At 62.3% G+C, this 20,945-nt stretch carries 13 protein-coding genes; 4 read left to right on the plus strand and 9 right to left on the minus strand.

The window, feature by feature from the left end; genetic code table 11:
- Positions 1-405 precede the first annotated feature (405 nt).
- Both mgtA and ACJ8IM_RS09480 read left to right on the plus strand, forming a co-directional pair.
- Complete coding sequence (gene mgtA, locus ACJ8IM_RS09475; protein ID WP_033652785.1) at positions 406-3,114, plus strand: magnesium-translocating P-type ATPase; 2,709 nt, start codon at positions 406-408, stop codon at positions 3,112-3,114.
- A 211-nt stretch (positions 3,115-3,325) separates the two neighbouring features.
- The gene (locus tag ACJ8IM_RS09480; protein WP_033652786.1) at positions 3,326-5,716 is read left to right on the plus strand and encodes a family 20 glycosylhydrolase; all 2,391 of its coding nucleotides are present in this window, start codon (positions 3,326-3,328) and stop codon (positions 5,714-5,716) included.
- A gap of 36 nt (positions 5,717-5,752) precedes the next feature.
- Here the strand turns inward: ACJ8IM_RS09480 and ACJ8IM_RS09485 are convergent, their stop codons facing one another.
- The 6 genes from ACJ8IM_RS09485 to argF all read right to left on the minus strand — a co-directional run bounded on the left by ACJ8IM_RS09485 (position 5,753) and on the right by argF (position 13,983).
- Positions 5,753-8,740 (minus strand): non-ribosomal peptide synthetase, encoded by a 2,988-nt coding sequence (locus ACJ8IM_RS09485; RefSeq protein ID WP_033652787.1) that lies wholly within the window; start codon positions 8,738-8,740, stop codon positions 5,753-5,755.
- A gap of 204 nt (positions 8,741-8,944) precedes the next feature.
- Complete coding sequence (gene ridA / locus ACJ8IM_RS09490; RefSeq protein ID WP_033636862.1) at positions 8,945-9,331, minus strand: 2-iminobutanoate/2-iminopropanoate deaminase; 387 nt, start codon at positions 9,329-9,331, stop codon at positions 8,945-8,947.
- Positions 9,332-9,488: 157 nt separating this feature from the next.
- Complete coding sequence (gene pyrI, locus ACJ8IM_RS09495) at positions 9,489-9,953, minus strand: aspartate carbamoyltransferase regulatory subunit (protein WP_033636863.1); 465 nt, start codon at positions 9,951-9,953, stop codon at positions 9,489-9,491.
- 12 nt (positions 9,954-9,965) lie between these two features.
- A complete protein-coding gene (gene pyrB, locus ACJ8IM_RS09500) occupies positions 9,966-10,901 on the minus strand; it encodes an aspartate carbamoyltransferase (RefSeq protein WP_033636864.1) in 936 nt (311 codons plus the stop codon).
- Positions 10,902-11,199: 298 nt separating this feature from the next.
- Positions 11,200-12,768, minus strand: coding sequence for an ABC transporter substrate-binding protein (locus tag ACJ8IM_RS09505; protein WP_033652788.1), 1,569 nt, complete (start codon positions 12,766-12,768; stop codon positions 11,200-11,202).
- A 195-nt stretch (positions 12,769-12,963) separates the two neighbouring features.
- Positions 12,964-13,983: an ornithine carbamoyltransferase gene (argF, locus tag ACJ8IM_RS09510; protein ID WP_033652789.1), complete on the minus strand. Its 1,020-nt coding sequence runs from the start codon at positions 13,981-13,983 to the stop codon at positions 12,964-12,966.
- A 162-nt stretch (positions 13,984-14,145) separates the two neighbouring features.
- Between argF and rraB the strand changes: the two genes are divergently transcribed.
- Both rraB and miaE read left to right on the plus strand, forming a co-directional pair.
- A complete protein-coding gene (rraB, locus tag ACJ8IM_RS09515; protein WP_004933365.1) occupies positions 14,146-14,571 on the plus strand; it encodes a ribonuclease E inhibitor RraB in 426 nt (141 codons plus the stop codon).
- A gap of 179 nt (positions 14,572-14,750) precedes the next feature.
- The gene (gene miaE / locus ACJ8IM_RS09520) at positions 14,751-15,515 is read left to right on the plus strand and encodes a tRNA isopentenyl-2-thiomethyl-A-37 hydroxylase MiaE (protein WP_015376459.1); all 765 of its coding nucleotides are present in this window, start codon (positions 14,751-14,753) and stop codon (positions 15,513-15,515) included.
- A 15-nt stretch (positions 15,516-15,530) separates the two neighbouring features.
- Here the strand turns inward: miaE and ACJ8IM_RS09525 are convergent, their stop codons facing one another.
- The 3 genes from ACJ8IM_RS09525 to ACJ8IM_RS09535 all read right to left on the minus strand — a co-directional run bounded on the left by ACJ8IM_RS09525 (position 15,531) and on the right by ACJ8IM_RS09535 (position 20,944).
- Positions 15,531-17,138: a GMC family oxidoreductase gene (locus ACJ8IM_RS09525; RefSeq protein WP_033652790.1), complete on the minus strand. Its 1,608-nt coding sequence runs from the start codon at positions 17,136-17,138 to the stop codon at positions 15,531-15,533.
- A 225-nt stretch (positions 17,139-17,363) separates the two neighbouring features.
- Complete coding sequence (locus ACJ8IM_RS09530; RefSeq protein ID WP_033636872.1) at positions 17,364-17,867, minus strand: GNAT family N-acetyltransferase; 504 nt, start codon at positions 17,865-17,867, stop codon at positions 17,364-17,366.
- A gap of 200 nt (positions 17,868-18,067) precedes the next feature.
- Positions 18,068-20,944 (minus strand): valine--tRNA ligase, encoded by a 2,877-nt coding sequence (locus ACJ8IM_RS09535; RefSeq protein WP_033648627.1) that lies wholly within the window; start codon positions 20,942-20,944, stop codon positions 18,068-18,070.
- Position 20,945 lies beyond the last annotated feature (1 nt).

Here is a 20,945-nt window from a genome sequence, read left to right on the forward strand (position 1 = left end):
GTGGACAGGCGTAACATAATGGCCTGTAAAACAATGCCCGTCAGCATAGCTCATTTTCCCACGCGGATCTTGAGGCAATACGGGATTGTTGCACTGCGCTGAACGGCCGCTCCTGCCGCTCTGTTTTTCCCTTTACCGGAGGTGATTCCCCATATGGACCCCGACCCGACCGCTTTAGACACTCACTCGGTTCACCGGTAAAACCTTTCCGCCTGGCGCTGCTGTTTTACCGGTGAAGTACATCACGGTAACCGGTGGCGCGCGCTTCGTCGTTCGCTCCTGCTGCTGAAAAAAGAATAAGGATCTGCGTTGGCAGAGGCTTTTTGGCGCACCCGCCATCCGTCCGGCCGATGACGATCCCCGTTTACCCGCTGCCGTGAGGCACCGGGCGACGAGGTGCGAACCATGAAACTGAAAAAACTCCCCCGTCAGCTGCTGGGCCTGTTCGCCCGCGGCCTTCCGCGCCGTTTGGTGCGCCGCGACAGCCTGCTGGACGGCGTCGGCGGCGCTGCGCACGATATGCCGGCCGGCCTGGCGCAACAGCGGCTGGAATGCGCCGCCGCAGAGACGATGCAGCTGTTTGAGCGTTTCCACAGCCACCCGGAAGGCATCACCGCCCATGAGGCAGAGCAGGTGCGCCGGCGCTGCGGCGAGAACGTCATCGACGATCAGCAGAAAGAGGCCTGGTGGCAACACCTCTGGCACTGCTACCGCAACCCGTTCAACCTGCTGCTGACCGCGCTCGGCATGATCTCGTACGCCACAGAGGATCTCACCGGCGCGCTGGTGATCGCGCTGATGGTGCTGATCTCCACGCTGCTGAACTTCATCCAGGAGGCGCGCTCCAACCGGGCGGCCGATGCGCTGAAAGCGATGGTGAGCAACACCGCCACGGTGATCCGCAGCGATGCGCTCACCGGCAAGAGCGAACACGTGGAGCTGCCGATCGCGCAATTGGTGCCGGGCGATATCGTCAAGCTGGCGGCCGGGGACATGATCCCGGCGGATCTGCGCCTGCTGTCGGCCAAGGATCTGTTCATCAGCCAGGCGGCGCTGACCGGTGAATCGCTGCCGGTGGAAAAATCCGCGGCGCCGCAGGCGCTGGCGGCCGATCCGCTCGACTGCCAGAACCTGTGCTTCATGGGCACCAACGTGGTCAGCGGCACCGCGCTGGCGATGGCGATCGGCACCGGCGGCGGCACCTATTTCGGCCAGCTGGCGCAGCGCGTCACCAGCCAGGAGCAGCAGCCGAACGCCTTCCAGAGCGGCATCAGCAAGGTCAGCTGGCTGCTGATCCGCTTTATGCTGGTGATGACGCCGATCGTGCTGCTGATCAACGGCTACACCAAGGGCGACTGGTGGGAAGCGGCGCTGTTCGCGCTGTCGGTGGCGGTCGGGCTGACGCCGGAAATGCTGCCGATGATCGTCACCTCAACGCTGGCCAAAGGGGCGGTGAAGCTGTCGCGCCAGAAGGTGATCGTCAAACGCCTGGACGCCATCCAGAACTTCGGCGCCATGGATATTCTGTGCACCGACAAGACCGGCACCCTGACCCAGGACAAGATCGTGCTGGAACGCCACACCGATGCGTTCGGCGCCGGCAGCGAGCGGGTGCTGCGCTACGCCTGGCTGAACAGCTTCTACCAGACCGGGCTGAAAAACCTGCTCGACGTGGCGGTGCTGAGCTGCGCGGAGCAGAATCGGCAACCGGCGGCGTTGCAAAACTACCGCAAGGTAGATGAGATCCCGTTCGATTTCGTGCGCCGCCGCATGTCGGTGGTGGTGGCCAAGGACAACGAGTATCACGAGCTGGTGTGCAAGGGCGCGCTGGAAGAGATGCTGGCGATTTGCAGCCACGTGCGCCACGAAGACGAGGTGATCCCACTGAGCGAGGCGCTGCTGGCGCGCATTCGCCGCATCACCGACGATCTCAACCAGCAGGGGCTGCGGGTGGTGGCAGTGGCCAACAAGCTCCTGCCGGCGCAAACCCATGAATACGGCGTGGCGGATGAGTCGGATCTGATCCTCGAGGGCTACGTCGCCTTCCTCGATCCGCCGAAGGAGAGCACCGCACCGGCGCTGGCGGCGCTGAAACAGAACGGCGTCACGGTGAAGATCCTCACCGGCGACAACGAGCTGGTGGCCGCCAAGGTGTGCCGGGACGTCGGGCTGGAGGCCGATAGTCTGCTGCGCGGCAGCGAGATCGAACAGATGGACGACGAGCAGCTGGCGCAGGCGGCGGCGCGCACCACGGTGTTCGCCAAGCTGACGCCGCTGCACAAGGAGCGCATCGTCAAACTGCTGCGCCGCCAGGGGCACGTGGTGGGCTTTATGGGCGACGGCATCAACGATGCGCCGGCGCTGCGCGCGGCCGATATCGGCATCTCCGTCGATTCGGCGGTGGACATCGCCAAGGAGGCGGCGGACATCATTCTGCTGGAAAAAAGCCTGATGGTGCTGGAGCAGGGGGTGATCGAAGGGCGCCGTACCTTCGCCAACATGCTGAAATACATCAAGATGACCGCCAGCTCCAACTTCGGTAACGTGTTCAGCGTGCTGATCGCCAGCGCCTTCCTGCCGTTTCTGCCGATGCTGCCGCTGCACCTGTTGATTCAGAACCTGATGTACGACATCTCGCAGATCGCCATCCCGTTCGATAACGTCGACGACGATCAGATCACCCAGCCGCAGCGCTGGAACTCCGCCGATCTGGGGCGGTTTATGGTGTTCTTCGGGCCGATCAGCTCGATCTTCGACGTGCTGACCTTCAGCCTGATGTGGTGGGTATTCAAGGCCAATACGCCGGAAATGCAGACGCTGTTCCAGTCCGGCTGGTTCGTGGAAGGGCTGCTGTCGCAAACGCTGATCGTGCACATGATCCGCACGCGCAAAATTCCGTTTATCCAGAGCCGCCCGTCCTGGCCGCTGTGCATCATGACGCTGGCGGTGATCGCCACCGGCATCGGCCTGGTGTTCTCGCCGCTGGCCGGCTTCCTGCAGCTGCAGGCGCTGCCGCTCGGCTACTTCCCGTGGCTGGTGCTGATCCTCGCCGGCTACATGGTGCTGACCCAGTGCGTGAAAGGCTGGTTCGTGCGCCGCTACGGCTGGCAATAACCCGTTCGCCCCCTCCGGCCGGGAGGGGGCAACTGTGATCCCGTCCGCTTTTTCACCGCAACGGTTGGACATCTGTTCTGGGCTGAGTCTTTATCTACAGCGTTGGCTGTTTTCCCCTGCGCCTTTCAAGCCACCGCGTTGTTGTTTATCGCCTAGCGGTGGTTTGAAATTCATTGGGGATATTTTGTTTTTTTCCTCTGAGGAATTTCCGATGCACAGACCTTTCCGTTATACGCTACTGGCTTCATCGTTATGGTTTTCTTGCGGCGCGCTGGCGCAGCCGGCCGGCGATCTGCCGCTGATGCCCTGGCCGCAGCAGGTGGAAGTAACGCAACCGGCGGGCAAGCTGGTGCTGGATCACCGTTTGTCTCTGACGCTGCAAGGCGACGATCTGGGCGACGCGCTGCCGCGCTGGCGCCAGCGCATCGAACTGCAGACCGGCTGGACGCTGGCGCCGATGGAAGAAGCGAACGGCGCGGCGATCAAGGTGGTGATCAAGGACCGGGTGGCGGCGCAGCCGCTGCCGGGCAGCGATGAGAGTTACCGGCTGGCGGTCACGCCGCAGGGCGCCACGCTGACCGCCAACACCCGTTTCGGCGCGCTGCGCGGCATGGAGACCCTACTGCAGCTGCTGCAGACCGACGGGCAAAATACCTTCCTGCCGCTGGTGGATATCCGCGACGTGCCGCGTTTTCCGTGGCGCGGCGTGCTGCTGGATTCGGCGCGTCATTTCCTGCCGCTGCCGGACATTCTGCGCCAGCTCGACGGCATGTCGGCGGCCAAGCTTAACGTGTTCCACTGGCACCTGACCGACGATCAGGGCTGGCGCTTTGCCTCCGAGCATTATCCCAAGCTGCAACAGCAGGCCAGCGACGGCCAGTTCTACACCCGCGAGCAGATGCGGCAGGTGGTGGCTTACGCCACGGCGCGCGGCATTCGCGTGGTGCCGGAGATCGACATGCCGGGGCATGCCTCCAGCATTGCGGTGGCCTATCCCGACCTGATGAGCGCGCCGGGGCCGTATCGGATGGAGCGCGAGTGGGGCGTGCATAAGCCGACGCTCGATCCGACCCGCGACGAGGTGTATCAGTTTGTCGACACGATCGTCGGCGAGCTGGCGGCGATCTTCCCCGATCCTTATCTGCACATCGGCGGCGATGAGGTGGACGCCAGCCAGTGGCGGGCGTCGCCGTCGATTCAGGCGTTTATGCAGAAGAACGGGCTGGCGGATACCCATGCGCTGCAGGCCTACTTCAACCAGAAGCTGGAAAAGATCCTCGAGAAACACCAGCGGCAGATGGTCGGCTGGGACGAGATCTATCATCCGTCGCTGCCGCGCTCGATCGTCATTCAGTCCTGGCAGGGGCAAGACTCGCTGGGCGCCAGCGCGCAGGACGGCTATCAGGGCATCCTCTCCACCGGTTTCTACCTCGATCAGCCGCAAAGCACCGCCTATCACTACCGCAATGAAATTCTGCCGCAGCCGCTGGGGGTCGAGACGGCGGTGCAACCTGGCGAGCAGGCGCAAAGCTGGGGCTTCAGCATGCCGCGCCTGAAGGGCAGCGCGGTGGAGGGCAGCTTCACGCTGATCGAGGGCAAGCAGGGCTGGCGCGGCTTTATCGATTTCAACGGCAAATCGCGCCGCGCGGTGCACGACATTGTCTGGCGCACGCCGCAGCAGGTGACGTTCCGCGTCGATACCTGGATGGGTGACACGCGGCCGGTGTTCACGCTGCAGCAGGACAAGCTCAGCGGCTATACGTTGGTCGGCAACGTGCTTTACCCCACCCGCGGCGACAAGCTGGCGGCGGTGCCGGCGGGCAAGATGCCGGTGGTGCCGGACGAGAAGGGGCAGGCCAACATTCTCGGCGGTGAAGCGGCGCTGTGGGCGGAAAACGTGCGCGCGCCGCTTCTCGATCTCAAGCTGTGGCCGCGCGCCTTCGCGGTGGCGGAGCGGCTGTGGTCGGCGCAGGACGTCACCGACGAAAACAACATGTACCGGCGGCTGGCGGCGATCGACGCCTGGTCGGTGGTGTCGGTCGGCCTGCAGCAGCACGCGGAAACGGCGCGCGAATTCACCCGGCTGAGCAACAGCGTGCAGATCGTGCCGCTGCAGATCCTGGCCGAGGCGGTGGAGCCAGCGCAGTATTACACCCGCCAGCACCTGAAGTTCCAGGCCGGCAACTATCACCAGTTCGAACCGCTGAACCGCTTTGCCGATGCGCTGCCGCCGGAGAGCGGCGCGGTGCGCGACATGCAGGCACTGGTCGCAGCCTTGTTGAAGGATAAGCGCGATAAGGCGGCGGCGCAGGCGCTGCGCGAACGACTGCAGCGCTGGCAGGCGAACGGCGCGGCGCTGCAGACGGCGATCGCGGGCAACCGCACGCTGCGAGAGCTGGCGCCGGTGGCGCAGGACGTCGATGCCTTGGCCACGCTGGGCTTAATGCTGCTGGATCGCCATCAGCAGGGCAAACAGCTGAGCCGGGCCGAGGCCGAACAAGCGCAGCGCCAGCTGGATGAGGCGGCGCAGACGCGCGACGAGGTGGTGATTGCGGCGGTGTACCCGCTGGAGGCGCTGCTGCGGGGGCTTAAAACGGAGTGAGGGTGACGGGGCTCGGCCAGCTGAGCCCCGGTCTCGTTACGCCCGAAGCGACAGCGGCGCATACCCGATGGCGTGCTGCAGGTAATTCAGCAGCAGCTGGCGGGTGAAGCGCGGCTCATCGATACCGCTGCCCTGCAGGAAGCGTTGCAGGTTGCTGCAGTCCCACCGATAGGTGTCTTGATAGAGCTCCACCGTCGATAGCTCGTCCACCATAGGATCCTTGAACAGGCTGAGCAGCGGGTACAGCGGCGCGTCGCTGTCGTTTTCCCATTGGGCTCGCCACTGTGCGAAGGGCAGAGGATGAAAGCGATAACCGAACTCGCGCTCCAGCAGGCTGAAAAACTCACGCAGCGTCAGATTATTGTCACCTTGATGGATCAGGTTGAATTTCTGCCCCAGCGCCTGCGGGTTGCGAGAGACGTGGGCGATGGCCCGGGTCATGTAATCCACGGTGGTCAACCCTTCGCGCAGATCCCGTAAATCCGGCACCGTGCCGCTGCTGATGCAGGTTCTCACCAGCCGCGCCCACCATTGGTAATCGGCGTTGACGCCGGTGCGGCTGTGGCAGGTGGCGTAGCCCAGGCGGAACGTCATCAGCGGCAGGCCTTGCTTCGCCGCCAGATCGGCGATTTTCTCCATCACCCATTTGCTGCGCACGTAGCCGATATCGCGGCTGACCGCCGGCAGGTTTTGATCGATATCGTCGCTTTCCCGCATCACCCGCTTACCGGTGTGCAGATGCCCCCAGCTGTAAACGGAGATGGTCGACAGCAGCATCAGCGGCTTGGTGCGGCTATGCGCCGCGAAACGAATGATTTCCCGCAGGCCCTGTACGTTGTCGCGCTTCATGTAGGCGTAAGGCTGGATAAAATTCACCGCGCTGGCCGAATGGTAAATCAGATCGATATCCTGACTTAACACCCGGTAAGCCGCCGGGGCCAGCGAGAAATGGTGTTCCGCCACGTCGCCGGGCAGGATATGGAGGCGTGCGCGCTGCCCGGCGCTCAACGCGATCCGGTAGCGCTGCAGCACCGCCTCCAGCCGCTGTCTCGGCGGCAGTTTGGTGCCGTCGCGCACCAGACAGTACAGCTCGGCGTCGGTGGTGTGCAGCAGATCGGCCAACAGGTGCGCGCCGACGAAGCCGGTGGCGCCGGTCAGCAAAATGGCGCGCGGCGCGCTGATTTGCCGCGCATCGAACGTCGGATCGACGACGAGATCCGACGGCAAATACACGTCATCCTGCAAGGCGCGTGCCTGCTCGCCGTCTTGAGGTTCAGGCGTTTGTTCTTGTCCCTGGCGTTGCGCCATCGCCTGCGCCAGCGTCTTCAGGTTCGGGTATGCATAGATATCACGCACATAGGTTTTGACCGCGAACGCTTTACCCAGTTGGTTTGCCAGGTTTGCCGCCAGCAGCGAATGCCCGCCCAGCGCGAAGAAATCATCGTCGGCGCGGATATGATCGATTTTCAGCAGCCTGCGCCACAGATCGGCGACGATCCGCTGGTGGCCGTCGAGCGGTTCAGCAGGGGCCGGCTGAGCCTCGGGCGCCAGGGCCAACAGCGCCGCCTGGTCGATTTTACCGTTGGCGTTGATCGGCAACCGATCCAGATGCCGGTACTCGGCGGGCAGAGAGTAGGCGGGCAGCTGATCCTGAAGCTGCCGTTTAACCCGTGCAATGAGATCGCCGCCGGGATCTTCACCGGTCAAAAACGCCAGGATCCGCTTGTCGCTCGGATTGTCCGTTTGATTGACGAGGGCGATGGCGGTTTTTACGCCGGAGACCTGCGTCATCAGGCTGCCGATTTCACCGAGTTCCACGCGATTGCCGCGGATTTTGACCTGGGCGTCGAGGCGCCCCAGGTACTGAATGCGGCCGTCAGGCAAGCGGCGCGCCCGATCGCCGCTGCGGTACAAGCGCTGGCCGCCGACGTGCGGCGAAGTGACAAAACGCTCGGCGGTCAGCTGCGGGGCGTTCAGGTAGCCGCGCGCCAGGCAGAGGCCGCTGATGCAGAGCTCGCCAGATTCGCCGTCGGTTACCGGCCGCAGGCGCTCGTCGAGGATGAATACCTGCGTATCGGCGATGGGCCGGCCAATCGTGGACGGCGGGTTTTGCGTCGCGCAGCGCACGCGGTTGCAGGTGGCGAAGATGGTGGCCTCCGTCGGGCCGTAGTAATCCACCACTGCATAGCCGATGCCGCGCAGCTCGAGCGGATTCAGCTTTTCACCGGCGGTGAACAGGTATTTCAGCGCCAGCCCGGCGGGCTGCGGCGCGCCGATGACCTCCGGCACCAATACCGTAGGGACAAAGGCGTGGGTGAGGCGATGCCGGGCGAAGAAGGCCAGCAATGCGTCCGGCTGCAGGCGGGTCTCCTCGTGCGGCAGATACAGGGTGCCGCCGCCGATCAGCGGTGCCCAGATTTCCCATTGCGCCACGTCAAAACCGACGCCGGCAATCAGCGTGGAACGGCTGTGTTCATCCATCGCGAAACGTTGGTTATGCCAGAGGAGCAGGTTTAACAGCGAACGGTGTTCGATCATGACGCCTTTGGGCGCGCCGGTGGTGCCGGAGGTGAAAATAATATAGGCAAGCGCATCGGAGGGCGGAGGGGAAAATACAGTTATGGAAACTTTAGTCAGGGAAATATTATCAATGGAAAGGACTTTGCGCGGGAGGTTGTCGATATTTACACGAGCATCATGGTTGCTGAAGAGGATTATCGGCGAGCCACTTTGTTCGATAATATTGCGAATGCGCCGTTCGGGATAGCGGGCGTCAATGGGAATATAGCAGGCTCCGGCCTTGGCGATCGCCATCATGCCGATCGGTAATTCCACCGTGCGCTGCGCGACCAGCGGCACGGCATCGCCGGGCCGAACCCCTTCCTGTTTCAGGCGCGTGCACAGTGTGCTGCTGGCTTCATCCAATTGACGGTAGGTCAGATGTTTATTATCGCCGACGACGGCGGTTTTTTCCGGATAACGGGAAGCTTGTTGGATAAAATAATCCAATACGCTAGGTGCCATGGTTATCTCCTGCCATTATTCACGGAGTGAACGAAATGAAACAGCAATGACCCGGCCGGGTGAGAAATAATTATAGGCGTGTTTTTATTGTGGGATTGTAAATGTGAGCGGTATTACGCTATCGCTATAAATTAATTGGATTAATAAAATTCTTACCAATGAAAACGGCCAGCCGAAGCTGACCGTCATTCGCGTGCGTGTCGATTAACGACGCACGGCGATGGCTTCGATTTCGATCTTCACGTCTTTCGGCAGACGCGCCACTTCCACGCAGGAGCGGGCCGGGAACGGCGCGCTGTGCTCGGTGAAGAAGGTTTCGTACGCGGCGTTAACGGTGGCGAAGTCGTTCAGATCTTTCACGAACACGGTGGTTTTCACGATGTCGGCGACGATCAGGCCGGCGGCTTCGACGATCGCTTTGACGTTTTCCAGCGACTGGCGCGCCTGAGCGGCCACGTCGTCGGCGACGGCGCCGGTTTTCGGATCGACCGGGATCTGGCCGGAAGTGATGATCATGCTGCCCAGATCAACGCCCTGCACGTAAGGACCAATGGCTGCCGGGGCGAGTTCAGTGCTGATATTACGTGACATGTTTTCTCCTGATAGACCCGTTGTCTTTCACGCCGCCGCGCGGTCGGCCGCAGCTTGAAATTCGGTGGGTAGCAACGTGGGTAGAGTTATTTTCAGGCACCCATTATAGGGAGTGACGCGCAGATTAACAGCGCCGCTCCCGTTAAAAGGGCAGAATTCAGTCGGCCTGCAACACCACCTGATGCTCGAACTCTTTCTCGCAATAGCGGCACTTCAGGTGCACTTCGCCGTCGCGCGGCTTCACGCTGAAGCTTGACGCCACCGGCTCGCTGCGGCTGATGCAGTTGCTGTTCGGGCAGGTTAGCACGCCGTCGATGTGATCTGGCAGGCTGAGGGTCAGCTTGCGCACCACTTCATAGTTATCGATGCGGTTCACCGTGGCCTTCGGCGCGTACATCGCCAGCTGGTTGGCCTGCTGCTCGGTCAGGAAGGTGTTCTCGATCTTGATCAGATCCTTGCGGCCCAGCGCGTTGGAGGGCAGGTTCAGGCCGATGGTGATGCGCTGGTCGGTGGCGGTCAGCTTGAACAGCGTCAGCAGTTTGAAACCGATCTGCGCCGGAATGTGGTCGATCACCGTGCCGCATTTGATCGCTTCGACCTGCAGTTTGTTGTCGTGAGTCATGGCGGTTCCCCCTTAAAGAGCCAAATCTGCGTTGAGCACCAGCGCAAGCAGCGCCTGGCGGGCGAAGATGCCATTGCCCGCCTGCTGGAAGTAGTAGGCATGCGGCGTTTTATCCACGTCGGTGGCGATCTCGTCGATGCGCGGCAGCGGGTGCAGCACCTTGAGGTTGGCGCGCGCGCCGGCCAGATCCGCGGCGCGCAGCACGAATTGCGCTTTCACGTTGGCGTACTCGGACGGGTCGAGGCGCTCTTTCTGTACCCGGGTCATGTAGAGAATATCCAGCTCCGGCACCACTTCTTCAATGCTGCTGTGCAGGCTGTACTCGATGCCTTTCTCTTCCAGCATTTTCAGGATGTAGGCCGGCATCGCCAGCGCGTCCGGGGCGATGAAGTAGAAGCGGTTGCCTTCGAACTTGGCCAGCGCCTGAGTGAGCGAGTGCACGGTGCGGCCGTACTTCAGGTCGCCGACCATGGCGATGCTGAGGTTGCTCAGGCGCCCTTGGGTTTCCTGGATGGTGAACAGATCCAGCAGGGTCTGGGTCGGGTGCTGGTTGGCGCCGTCGCCGGCGTTGAGCACCGGCACATTGCCGGAGAATTCAGCGGCCATGCGCGCCGCGCCTTCCTGCGGATGGCGCATCACGATGGCGTCCACGTAGGTGCTGATCACCGAGATGGTGTCAGCCAGGGTTTCGCCTTTCTTGCCGAGCGAAGTGTTGCTGCCGTCGGCGAAGCCTACCACCGAGGCGCCGAGGCGGTGCATCGAGGTTTCGAACGACAGGCGGGTACGGGTCGAGGCTTCGAAGAAGCAGCTGGCGATCACCTTGTGTTTCAACAGTTCCGGCTGCGGATTGGCTTTCAGACCGGCGGCGGTGCGCAGCACCAGCTCCAGATCCTCACGGCTGAGATCGTTAATAGAGATGATGTGTTTGTGATACAGCGGGTTGGCCATTTTTCACTCCTCCTCGACGCGTGCCCGTGGCGCGGGACTTTGGGATATTCTCAAGGCAAAAAAAAAGCCCCTCAATGAGGGGCTTGAAACGATCGGTTTAGCAACAGGAGAAACAACGGCAGCTGGCCGCCGATAGGCAGTCGGTTTTGTCGATTGCGGCTAACAAAACAAACGTCGTTTTTCATGCTTTCTCCTGGCAAATTGTGGCGCATTATACTCGCGCTTTTCGCCACTGCAAGCGTTAAAACGCCGTTTTTGCCGCCCCGCAATCGATTGGCCGGCGATGGGCGCCCGCCGGCTATTTGCTGACGCGATCGTAGTAGACCATGTCGGCGTTCAGCCCCTGCTGGTAGCCTTTGACGTTGTCGCGCAGCACCACTTCGGTTTTGGCCTGATCGATAAACACGTACGGCGAACTGCGCTGCAGTTCCTGCTGCATGGCGGTGTACAGCGCGCGGCGCTTGGCCGGATCGGCTTCGGCCAGCGCCGCCAGAGTCTGCTGGTTCAACTGCGGGATCTGCCAGCCGTTCAGCCCGGCCACCGTGCTGCTTTTGCCGTCGTTGTAGGCGAAGGCGCTGGCGTTGGAGTGGGCGTCGAAGTAATCCGGGATCCACAGGCGGATCGCCGCCTGATGCTGCCTGGCGCGCACGCGGGAGTAAACCTGGCTGCCCGCAGCCGGCAGCAGCTCGACCTTCACGCCAGCGGCGGCGAAGCTGCCCTGCAGCGCCTGCGCGATAGTGATGAACGGCGGTTTGTTCTCTACGTCCAGCGTAAAGGTGGCGTGGGTGATGCCTGCCTTGGCCAGGATGGCTTTCGCCTTGGCCGGATCGTAGCTGAACGGGTTGGTCTCCAGCGCGCCCGGCAGCCCGACCGGCAGGAAGCTCTGGTGCACGAAGTATTGGCCCTTCAGCAGATCCTTCGTGATGCCCTGATAATCCACCAGATAGCGCGCCGCTTCCCAGAAGGCCGGGTTGTTCAGCAGCGGATTGGCGCCGTTGCCGGTGTTGAACACCAGGTAGTTTTGTTCGGCGGACGGGATCTCCAGCACCTTGACGCCCGGTTGGTTTTTCAGCGTGTCGGTCTGATCGGCGCCCAGTTCGCGGGCGATATCGGCGTCGCCCTGCCGGATCAGCAGGCGGCGGGTGGCCGGATCCGGCACGTTTTTAATGATGATGTTTTTCAGCTGCGGCTTGTCGCCCGGCGTGGTGGGGTTGGCGTCCAGCACGATCGCCTGATGCGGCTGATAGACGCGCATCTTGAACGGGCCGCTGCCGGCGGAGTGCATTTTCAGCCAGGCGTTGCCGAAGTCGCCGTCTTTGACGTTGGCCAGCGCCGCCTTGCTGTCGACGATCGAGGCGATCGGCGTCGAAAGAATATTCAGCGCCACCGCCGGGCTGACGTCCGCCGTCCAGCGCAGCTGCACGGTATGTTCGTCGATCTTCTTCAGCTGCGCGTCGATGTTGTCCGGCTGCCAGCCGAGCACGTTGAGGATGAACGCCGGCGACTTGTTCATCTTGACCGCGCGGCTGTAGGAAAAGATCACGTCGTCGGCGGTCAGCGGGTTGCCGGAGGCGAACGCCGCCTGCGGCCGCAGTTTCACCGTCAGCGTTTTGGCCGCCGCATCGCTCTGCCAGCTTTCCGCCAGCACCGGCGCCACCTTGGCCGGATCGTCGCGATCCGCCTGCACCAGCCGCTGATACAGGCTGGGCACCGTCTGGATGCTGGAGAGTTCGTTGGCTTCCGCCGGATCGAGGCTGACGATGTCATCCAGCGATTGCACCACCACCAGCGTATTCGGCGGCGTGGCGGCTAACGCGGCGGCGGGCAAGGCGGCGAGCAGGAACAGCGGCAAGAGTTTGGCTTTCATCGGTGTGTATCCCCTGAAGGCGCCGCCAGGCGACGCTGAGAACGGTTTGTTATCGTTGGTTTTTACGGCGCGGGCGCCGTCGGCCTGTCACGGTAGAGCCTTTGCCGGCGGTGAGCAAAGGTCAATCCGCTATTTGATATTCCTGGAATATATTAGCCGCCCTGGCCGGGGGCGCCAGGGCGGAGGGGAGGACGGTCAGAGGGTTTCGCTCAGCGTGGTGACCAGCACCGCCTTGATGGTGTGCAGCCGGTTTTCCGCCTGATCGAACACCACGCTGTGCGCCGACTCGAACACTTCGTCGGTCACTTCCATGCCGCCGTGCAGATCGTACTGCTGCGCCATCTGCTTGCCGAGCGTGGTTTGATCGTCGTGGAACGCCGGCAGGCAGTGCAAGAACTTCACGTTCGGGTTGCCGGTCAGCTTCAGCATTGCCATGTTGACCTGATACGGCCGCAGCAGCGCGATACGCTCCCGCCAGGTCTCTTTTGGTTCGCCCATCGACACCCACACGTCGGTGTAGAGGAAGTCGGCGTCTTGCACCCCTTCGGCGATGTCTTCGGTCAGGGTGAGTTTCGCGCCGGTTTGCTGCGCCAGCGCCTGGCACTCGGCCACCAGCTCCGGCTGCGGCCAGCAGGCCTTAGGCGCCACCAGCCGCAGATCCATGCCCGCCAGCGCGGCGGCTTCCAGCAGCGTGTTGCCCATGTTGTTGCGCGCGTCGCCGACGTACGCCAGCTTCACTTCACTCAGCGCCTTGCCCGGCAGGTGCTCCTGCACGGTGAGCAGATCCGCCAGCAACTGGGTGGGGTGGAACTCGTCGGTCAGGCCGTTCCACACCGGCACGCCGGCGTGCTGCGCCAGGGTTTCGACCAGCGCCTGGCCGTAGCCGCGATACTGAATACCGTCGTACAGGCGGCCCAGCACCCGGGCGGTGTCTTTCATCGACTCCTTATGGCCGATCTGGCTGCCGCTCGGGCCGAGGTAAGTGACCTGCGCGCCCTGATCGAATGCGGCAACTTCGAAAGAGCATCGCGTGCGGGTCGAGTCTTTTTCGAAGATGAGCGCAATGTTTTTGCCCTGCAGCCGGCGCTGTTCCTGCCCCTGCTTCTTGGCCTGCTTCAGCTCGGCCGCCAGTTTCAGCAGCGCCTGCAGCTCGGCGGGGGTGAAATCCATTAACCTCAGAAAGTGACGTTGGTAGAACGCATTGCCGGTGCTCATAGTCCGATTCCCTGATTGCTTAATTGAATTAAAATTCACTTTATATGTATGAATATTCAATTTCAACCCCGGCGAGGAAATCTTTCACGTTTATCGTGGAAGCAATGTCGGCGGTGTGTGAAAATAGAAGGAATGAAGGCCATTTGACTTGAGGATATAGGCATGGCAAACCGCGAATTGCTGGAAGAACAACGTGAAGAGACCCGCCTGATCATCGAAGAACTGCTGGAAGACGGCAGCGATCCGGACGCGCTCTACACCATCGAGCACCATCTGTCCGCCGAGAAATTTGAGGTTCTGGAGCAGGCCGCCGTTGAAGCCTTCAAGCTGGGCTACGAAGTGACCGACGCCGAAGAGCTGGAAGTGGAAGACGGTTCGCTGGTGATGTGCTGCGACGTGATCAGCGAAGTCGGCCTGAACGCCGAACTGATCGACGCCCAGGTCGAGCAGCTGGTGGCGCTGGCGGAACGCTGCGGCGTCAACTACGACGGCTGGGGCACCTACTTCGAAGATCCGAACGGTGAAGACGGTGAGGATGACGAAGACGGCGACTACATCGACGAAGACGACGACGGTAAACGCCACTAATCCCTTTCCGATTAATGCCTGTGGGCCGGCTCTCGCCGGCCCCTGATATCCCCGTCGTCTTTCAAGCTACAGCGTTGTTGGCTGCACTCTCTCACCCCAGTCACTTACCTGAGTAAGCTCCTGGGGATGAGTGAGCTGGCCGCCTAGCTGCAACTTGAAATACATAGGGCAATGACGCCATGACATACCAATCCCTGTTAGCCCCGATTTTAAGCTTCCTGCACTGTGAAACTCCTGACGCCTGGATCGACGCCGCGCGCCGTCCGGAAAACCTGCAGCTGTTGCTGACCGACCACCTGGTGTGCGAGCTGAAAGCCGCGCAGACCGGCATGTGGCTGATCCGCCGCTACGTGGCGGACAAAGAGAGCGGCGACGCGCTGTTGGCGCTGCTGCGCCCTTACGAGGCGTTTCTGCACGAAGCGCAGGGCGCGCCGGACACGCTGTTTCGCCAGGGCCAGTTCACCCGCAAGATCCTGCCGAAAAACGGCTCGGCCTACGGCCAGGATCTGGCGGATCGCATGGTGCTGTTGATCAAGGAAGAGCTGCATCACTTCTCGCAGGTGCTGGAGATCATGCAGGCGCGCGGGATCCCGTATCGCAAGATCACCGCCAGCCGCTACGCCAAGGGGATGATCCGCGAGATCCGCACTCACGATCCGGCGACGCTGATCGACAAACTGATCTGCGGCGCTTACATCGAAGCGCGATCCTGCGAACGCTTCGCCAAACTGGCGCCGCACCTGGACGACGAGCTGAACCGCTTTTACGTCTCGCTGCTGCGCTCCGAAGCGCGCCATTATCAGGACTACCTGACGCTGGCGGAACAGATCGCCGGCGGCGACATCAGCGAACGGGTGGCGCATTTCGGCCGCCTCGAAGCTGAACTGATCCTGTCGCCGGACAGCGAGCTGCGTTTCCACAGCGGCGTGCCCGCCGCCGCCTGACGTTGAGGCGCGCCCTTACTGCGGCGCGCCCAGCAACAGATCCACCGCCTTTTCCGCCAGCATGATGGTCGGCGCATTGGTGTTGCCGCTGGTGAGCTGCGGCATCACCGAGCAGTCGATCACCCGCAACTGCTCAAATCCGTGCACCCGCAGTTGCGGATCGGTCACCGCGTCCTGCGGCGACGGCCCCATGCGGCAGCTGCCTACCGGGTGATATACCGTCTTGCAGAAGTTGCGCACGAACTCTTCCAGCTGCGCCTCATCACGCGTCCACTCCGGCTGCGGCATCAGCAGATCCTTGATCAGAGGCTTCAGCGCCGCGGTTTGCAGGAAGCCCAGGCCGAACTTCACCGCGCGCACGCTGCCGGCCAGATCGTCCGGGTGGCCGAGGTAGTTGGCGTGCAGCTTGACCGGATCGTGCGGGTTGCTGCTGCGCAGCAGCACTTCGCCGCGCGCCTTCGGCTGCAGGTAGCCGACCTTGAGCGTGAAGCCGTGAATGTTCGGCAGCGGTTCGCCGGGCACGTCGTCCCAGCTGTCCAGCAGCGGCAGGAAGTGGATCTGCACGTCCGGCCGGCCGTCGCCCTGGCTGTCGGTGAAGGCGGCGCCTTCCAGCACGTTGGACGAGAGCACGCCGCTGCGAAACGCCAGCCACTGCGCGCCGTGGCTCAGCGCCTGCAGGCCGCGATCGGCGCCGAACAGGCTGATCGGCTCGCGGGTGCTGACGTTGATCGACATGTGCAGATGGTCGTGGAAGTTTTTACCCACCGGCAGATCCGCCCGCACCTCGATGCCCAGCTGCTGCAGGTGGTCGCGCGGGCCGATGCCGGACAGCATCAGCAGCTTCGGCGAACCGACCGCGCCGGCGCTGACGATCACCTCTTTGGTGGCGCGCGCGGTCACTTCCGCGCCGCCGTTCTGGCTGTAGACCACGCCGGTGGCGACGTTGCCCTCGAAGGTCAGCCGGTGCGCCAGCGCGTTCAGTTTCACCACCAGCCGCCGTTCGTCGCGCACCGCCTTCAGGTAGGTGCGGGCGGTGCTGGCGCGTTCGCCGTTGTGGGTGGTGGTTTGGTAGAAACCGACGCCGTGCTGGCTGTCGCCGTTGAAGTCGTTGCGATAGGGCAGGTTCAGCTCCTGGCCGGCGCGGATAAACGCCATGCTGAGCGGGTGGCGGTAGCGGTTTTCGCTGACCGGCAGCAGCCCGTCAGCGCCGTGGTAGTCGTCCGACAGGCTTTCGTTGGCCTCGGCGCGTTTGAAATAGGGCAGCACCTCCCGGTAGCTCCAGCCGGCGCAGCCATAGCGCTCGGCCCAGTCGTCGTAGTCCTGCGGCTGGCCGCGCAGGTAGATCATGCCGTTGACCGAACTGCTGCCGCCCAGCACCTTGCCCTGCGCGATCTGCATGCGGCGGTTGTTGGCGTGCGGTTCCGGCTCCGTTTCGTAGGGCCAGCTCTTTTTGGCGATGATCTTGGCCACGCCGGCCGGCATCTTGATGAACAGGTTATTGTCGTCGCCGCCGGCTTCCAGCAGCAGCACCCGCGCCTGGGTGCGGCGGATCAGCTGCGCCGCCAGCACGCAGCCGGCGGAACCGGCGCCGACGATGATGTAATCAAAGGTATTTTCCGACATGACAGCTCTCCGTGCGCGATTGGGATACTGGCAGAGTAACGCGGGGGAAAAAGCGGTCAATTTGCGATCGTTAATTTATTAACGAACTTCACATTAAATTTGCATCGTGGTTTTTAACGTCAGTTTATCTGCTTGAAATACGGCGTTATAGCGAGTTTTACTGATTGATTGCGATATTAATAAAAAAGGCGCAGCAAGCTGCGCCATGATGTGCAGGCGGGGCGATTACAGCGTTTTCAGCATGGTGACTTCGCAATCGACGTGGCCGGTAGCGCCCATCGCGTGGTCGATGTGTTCGAAGCCCAGATGTTCGTACAGCGCAACGGCCTGCGTCAGGCTGGCGGTGGTCTCGAGGTAACAACAGCGGAAGCCGTGCCGGCGGGCGAAATCCAGCGCCTGCAGCGCCAGGCGTTTCGCCAATCCCTTGCCGCGCAACACCGGCAGGAAATACATCTTCTGCAATTCGCATATATCGTCTGCGCCGCCCTGCAGCGGCGCGATGCCGCCGCCGCCGGCGACCTGGCCGTCTACCTCGATCACCCAGTAAGCGCTGCGCGGCAGGCTGTAGAGCTGATACAGGGCGTCCAGATTGGGATCGGAGACGGTATAGCCTTTATCCGCCGTCAGGCCGTGCTCGGCGGAGACTTCGCGAATGACGTGAGCAATGGCGGCATTGTCTTCCGCCGTGATGGGGCGCACCAGCAGGCGCGCCGGGGTTGCTGTTGTCATGTTTACACTCGCCATTGAAAGAGACCACGTTCGTTTTTCGTTTTTATCGCAGCACGAAACGCGCCGGGGATTATTTCCCGGCGGCGTCCCTGCAGCAGTAATATCTTGTAATAACACCTAACCCGGCCCGGATGCAACGGCGATAAAAAAACAGCGGGGAAGACCCCGCTGTTTTTCAGGCGTTGGCGTGAGCCGGTGGATTACAGCGCGGCGATGGTCGCCTGCTGTTCCTGCAGCTTCACTTTGCCTTCTTTGCAGGCCGCCAGACGATCGCGTTCTTTGGCGACCACCGCTTCCGGCGCGCGCGCCACGAAGCCTTCGTTCGCCAGCTTGCCTTCGATCGCGGCGATTTCCGCATCCAGTTTGCCCATCTCTTTCGCCAGACGCGCGATCTCGGCGTCTTTGTCGATGAAACCGGCCATCGGGATCAGCAGCTCGGCGCCGTCCACCAGTTTGGTGACGGAGACCGGGCCTTTCTCACCGGCCGGCAGCAGCGCGATGGATTCCAGGCGCGCCAGACGGGCGATAAAGCTTTGGTTCTCCTGCACGCGGCGCTGGGCGTCGGCGCTGCAGTTGCGCAGCAGCACGTCGAGCGCTTTGCTTGGCGCGATGTTCATCTCGGCGCGGATGTTGCGCACGGCGATGATGGTTTGCTTGATCCACTCCAGATCGTTCAGCGCCTGCTCGTCTTCCAGCGCGGCGTCGTAGGCCGGGAACGGCTGCAGCATGATGGTGTCTGCGGTCGTGCCGGTCAGCGGCTTCACGCGCTGCCAGATGGTTTCGGTGATAAACGGAATGATCGGGTGCGCCAGGCGCAGCAGCGCTTCCAGCACGGTGATCAGCGTGTGGCGGGTGCCGCGCTGTTCCGCTTCGCTGCCGTTGCTCACCACCGGCTTGGTCAACTCCAGATACCAGTCGCAGAACTGGTTCCAGGTGAATTCGTACAGGATGTTGGCCGCCAGATCGAAGCGGTAGGTGTCCAGCGCTTCGCGGTAGGCTTTCACCGTGCGGTTGAATTCGGCCAGGATCCAGCGATCCGCCAGCGACAGCACTTTCTCGCCGCCGTTGAAGCCGCAGTCGTGCGCTTCGGTGTTCATCAGCACGAAGCGGCTGGCGTTCCACAGCTTGTTACAGAAGTTGCGGTAGCCTTCCAGGCGCTTCATGTCCCAGTTGATGTCGCGGCCGGTCGAGGCCAGCGCCGCCAGGGTGAAGCGCAGGGCGTCGGTGCCGTGCGGCTCGATGCCGTTCGGGAACTGCTTCTCGGTGCGCTTGCGGATTTTCTCCGCCAGCTGCGGCTGCATCATGTTGCCGGTGCGTTTTTCCAGCAGATCTTCCAGCGAGATGCCGTCGACCATGTCCAGCGGATCGATCACGTTGCCTTTCGACTTGGACATCTTCTGGCCTTCGTCGTCGCGGATAAGACCGGTCATGTAGACGGTCTTGAACGGCACCTGCGGCTTGCCGTTTTCATCCTTGATGAAGTGCATGGTCAGCATGATCATGCGCGCGATCCAGAAGAAGATGATGTCGAAGCCGCTGACCATCACGCTGGTCGGGTGGAAGGTTTTCAGCGCCTCGGTCTGCTCCGGCCAGCCCAGGGTAGAGAAGGTCCACAGGCCGGACGAGAACCAGGTGTCCAGCACGTCTTCGTCCTGGGTCAGCACCACGTCGGCGCCCAGGTTGTTCTCGCTGCGCACTTCTTCTTCGCTGCGGCCCACGTAGACTTTGCCGTTCACGTCATACCAGGCCGGGATACGGTGGCCCCACCACAGCTGACGCGAGATGCACCAGTCCTGAATGTCGCGCATCCAGCTGAAGTACATGTTTTCGTACTGCTTCGGCACGAACTGGATTTCGCCCTGTTCGACCGCTTCCACCGCCACCTTGGCCAGCGGCGCGGTGCGCACGTACCATTGGTCGGTCAGCATCGGCTCGATCACCACGCCGCCGCGGTCGCCGTAAGGCACCGTCAGGTCGTGCGGTTTGATCTCGTCCAGCAGGCCCAGATTATCGAAGGCGGCAACCACCGCTTTACGCGCCGCGAAGCGCTCCAGGCCGCGGAACTCGGCCGGGATCTCGTTGCAGTAGTCGGTGCAGACTTCGCCCAGGGTGTTGAACACTTCCGCTTCCTGGCGGATGTCGCCGTCGAAGGTCAGAATGTTGATCATCGGCAGGCCGTGGCGTTTGCCGACTTCGTAGTCGTTGAAATCGTGCGCCGGGGTGATCTTCACGCAGCCGGTGCCTTTTTCCATATCGGCGTGTTCGTCGCCGACGATGCGGATGCGGCGGCCGACCAGCGGCAGAATGATCTCTTTGCCGATCAGGTCTTTATAGCGCGGATCTTCCGGGTTGACCGCCACGCCGGTATCGCCCAGCACGGTTTCCGGACGGGTCGTGGCGACCACCAAGTAGTCTTTGCCCTCGGCGGTTTTCGCGCCGTCGGCCAGCGGGTAGCGCAGGTGCCACATGGAACCTTTGGATTCGCGGTTTTCCACTTCCAGATCGGAGATGGCGGTGCGCAGCTTCGGATCCCAGTTCACCAGGCGCTTGCCGCGGTAGATCAGGTCTTCTTTGTGCAGACGGACAAACACTTCGCGCACCGCGTTCGACAGGCCTTCGTCCATGGTGAAGCGCTCGCGCTCCCAGTCCACGGAGTTACCCAGACGGCGCATCTGGCGGGTGATGGTGCCGCCGGACTCCGCCTTCCACTGCCAGATCTTGTCGATGAACGCGTCACGGCCGTAGTCGTGGCGGGTTTTGCCTTCTTCCGCGGCGATCTTGCGCTCCACCACCATCTGGGTGGCGATGCCGGCGTGGTCGGTGCCCGCCTGCCACAGGGTGTTTTTACCCTGCATGCGCTGATAGCGAATCATGGTGTCCATGATGGTCTGCTGGAACGCGTGGCCCATGTGCAGGCTGCCGGTGACGTTCGGCGGCGGGATCATGATGCAGAAGCTTTCCTGGCTGGTGTCGCCGTTCGGCTTGAAGTAACCCTGATTCTCCCAGTGATCGTACAGCTTCTGTTCGATCTGCTTTGGGTCGTATGCGGTGTCGAGCTGACTGTTTGTCTTTTCCATT

The organism is Serratia sp. CY33525 (assembly GCF_052169115.1).
Classification (GTDB): domain Bacteria; phylum Pseudomonadota; class Gammaproteobacteria; order Enterobacterales; family Enterobacteriaceae; genus Serratia; species Serratia sarumanii.

Excerpts from the sequence above, each read along its gene's own strand:
- mgtA (WP_033652785.1), top strand. The coding sequence starts at position 406 with ATGAAACTGAAAAAACTCCCCCGTCAGCTGCTGGGCCTGTTCGCCCGC.
- ACJ8IM_RS09480 (WP_033652786.1), top strand. The coding sequence starts at position 3,326 with ATGCACAGACCTTTCCGTTATACGCTACTGGCTTCATCGTTATGGTTT.
- ACJ8IM_RS09485 (WP_033652787.1), bottom strand. The coding sequence starts at position 8,740 with ATGGCACCTAGCGTATTGGATTATTTTATCCAACAAGCTTCCCGTTAT.
- ridA (WP_033636862.1), bottom strand. The coding sequence starts at position 9,331 with ATGTCACGTAATATCAGCACTGAACTCGCCCCGGCAGCCATTGGTCCT.
- pyrI (WP_033636863.1), bottom strand. The coding sequence starts at position 9,953 with ATGACTCACGACAACAAACTGCAGGTCGAAGCGATCAAATGCGGCACG.
- pyrB (WP_033636864.1), bottom strand. The coding sequence starts at position 10,901 with ATGGCCAACCCGCTGTATCACAAACACATCATCTCTATTAACGATCTC.
- ACJ8IM_RS09505 (WP_033652788.1), bottom strand. The coding sequence starts at position 12,768 with ATGAAAGCCAAACTCTTGCCGCTGTTCCTGCTCGCCGCCTTGCCCGCC.
- argF (WP_033652789.1), bottom strand. The coding sequence starts at position 13,983 with ATGAGCACCGGCAATGCGTTCTACCAACGTCACTTTCTGAGGTTAATG.
- rraB (WP_004933365.1), top strand. The coding sequence starts at position 14,146 with ATGGCAAACCGCGAATTGCTGGAAGAACAACGTGAAGAGACCCGCCTG.
- miaE (WP_015376459.1), top strand. The coding sequence starts at position 14,751 with ATGACATACCAATCCCTGTTAGCCCCGATTTTAAGCTTCCTGCACTGT.
- ACJ8IM_RS09525 (WP_033652790.1), bottom strand. The coding sequence starts at position 17,138 with ATGTCGGAAAATACCTTTGATTACATCATCGTCGGCGCCGGTTCCGCC.
- ACJ8IM_RS09530 (WP_033636872.1), bottom strand. The coding sequence starts at position 17,867 with ATGACAACAGCAACCCCGGCGCGCCTGCTGGTGCGCCCCATCACGGCG.
- ACJ8IM_RS09535 (WP_033648627.1), bottom strand. The coding sequence starts at position 20,944 with ATGGAAAAGACAAACAGTCAGCTCGACACCGCATACGACCCAAAGCAG.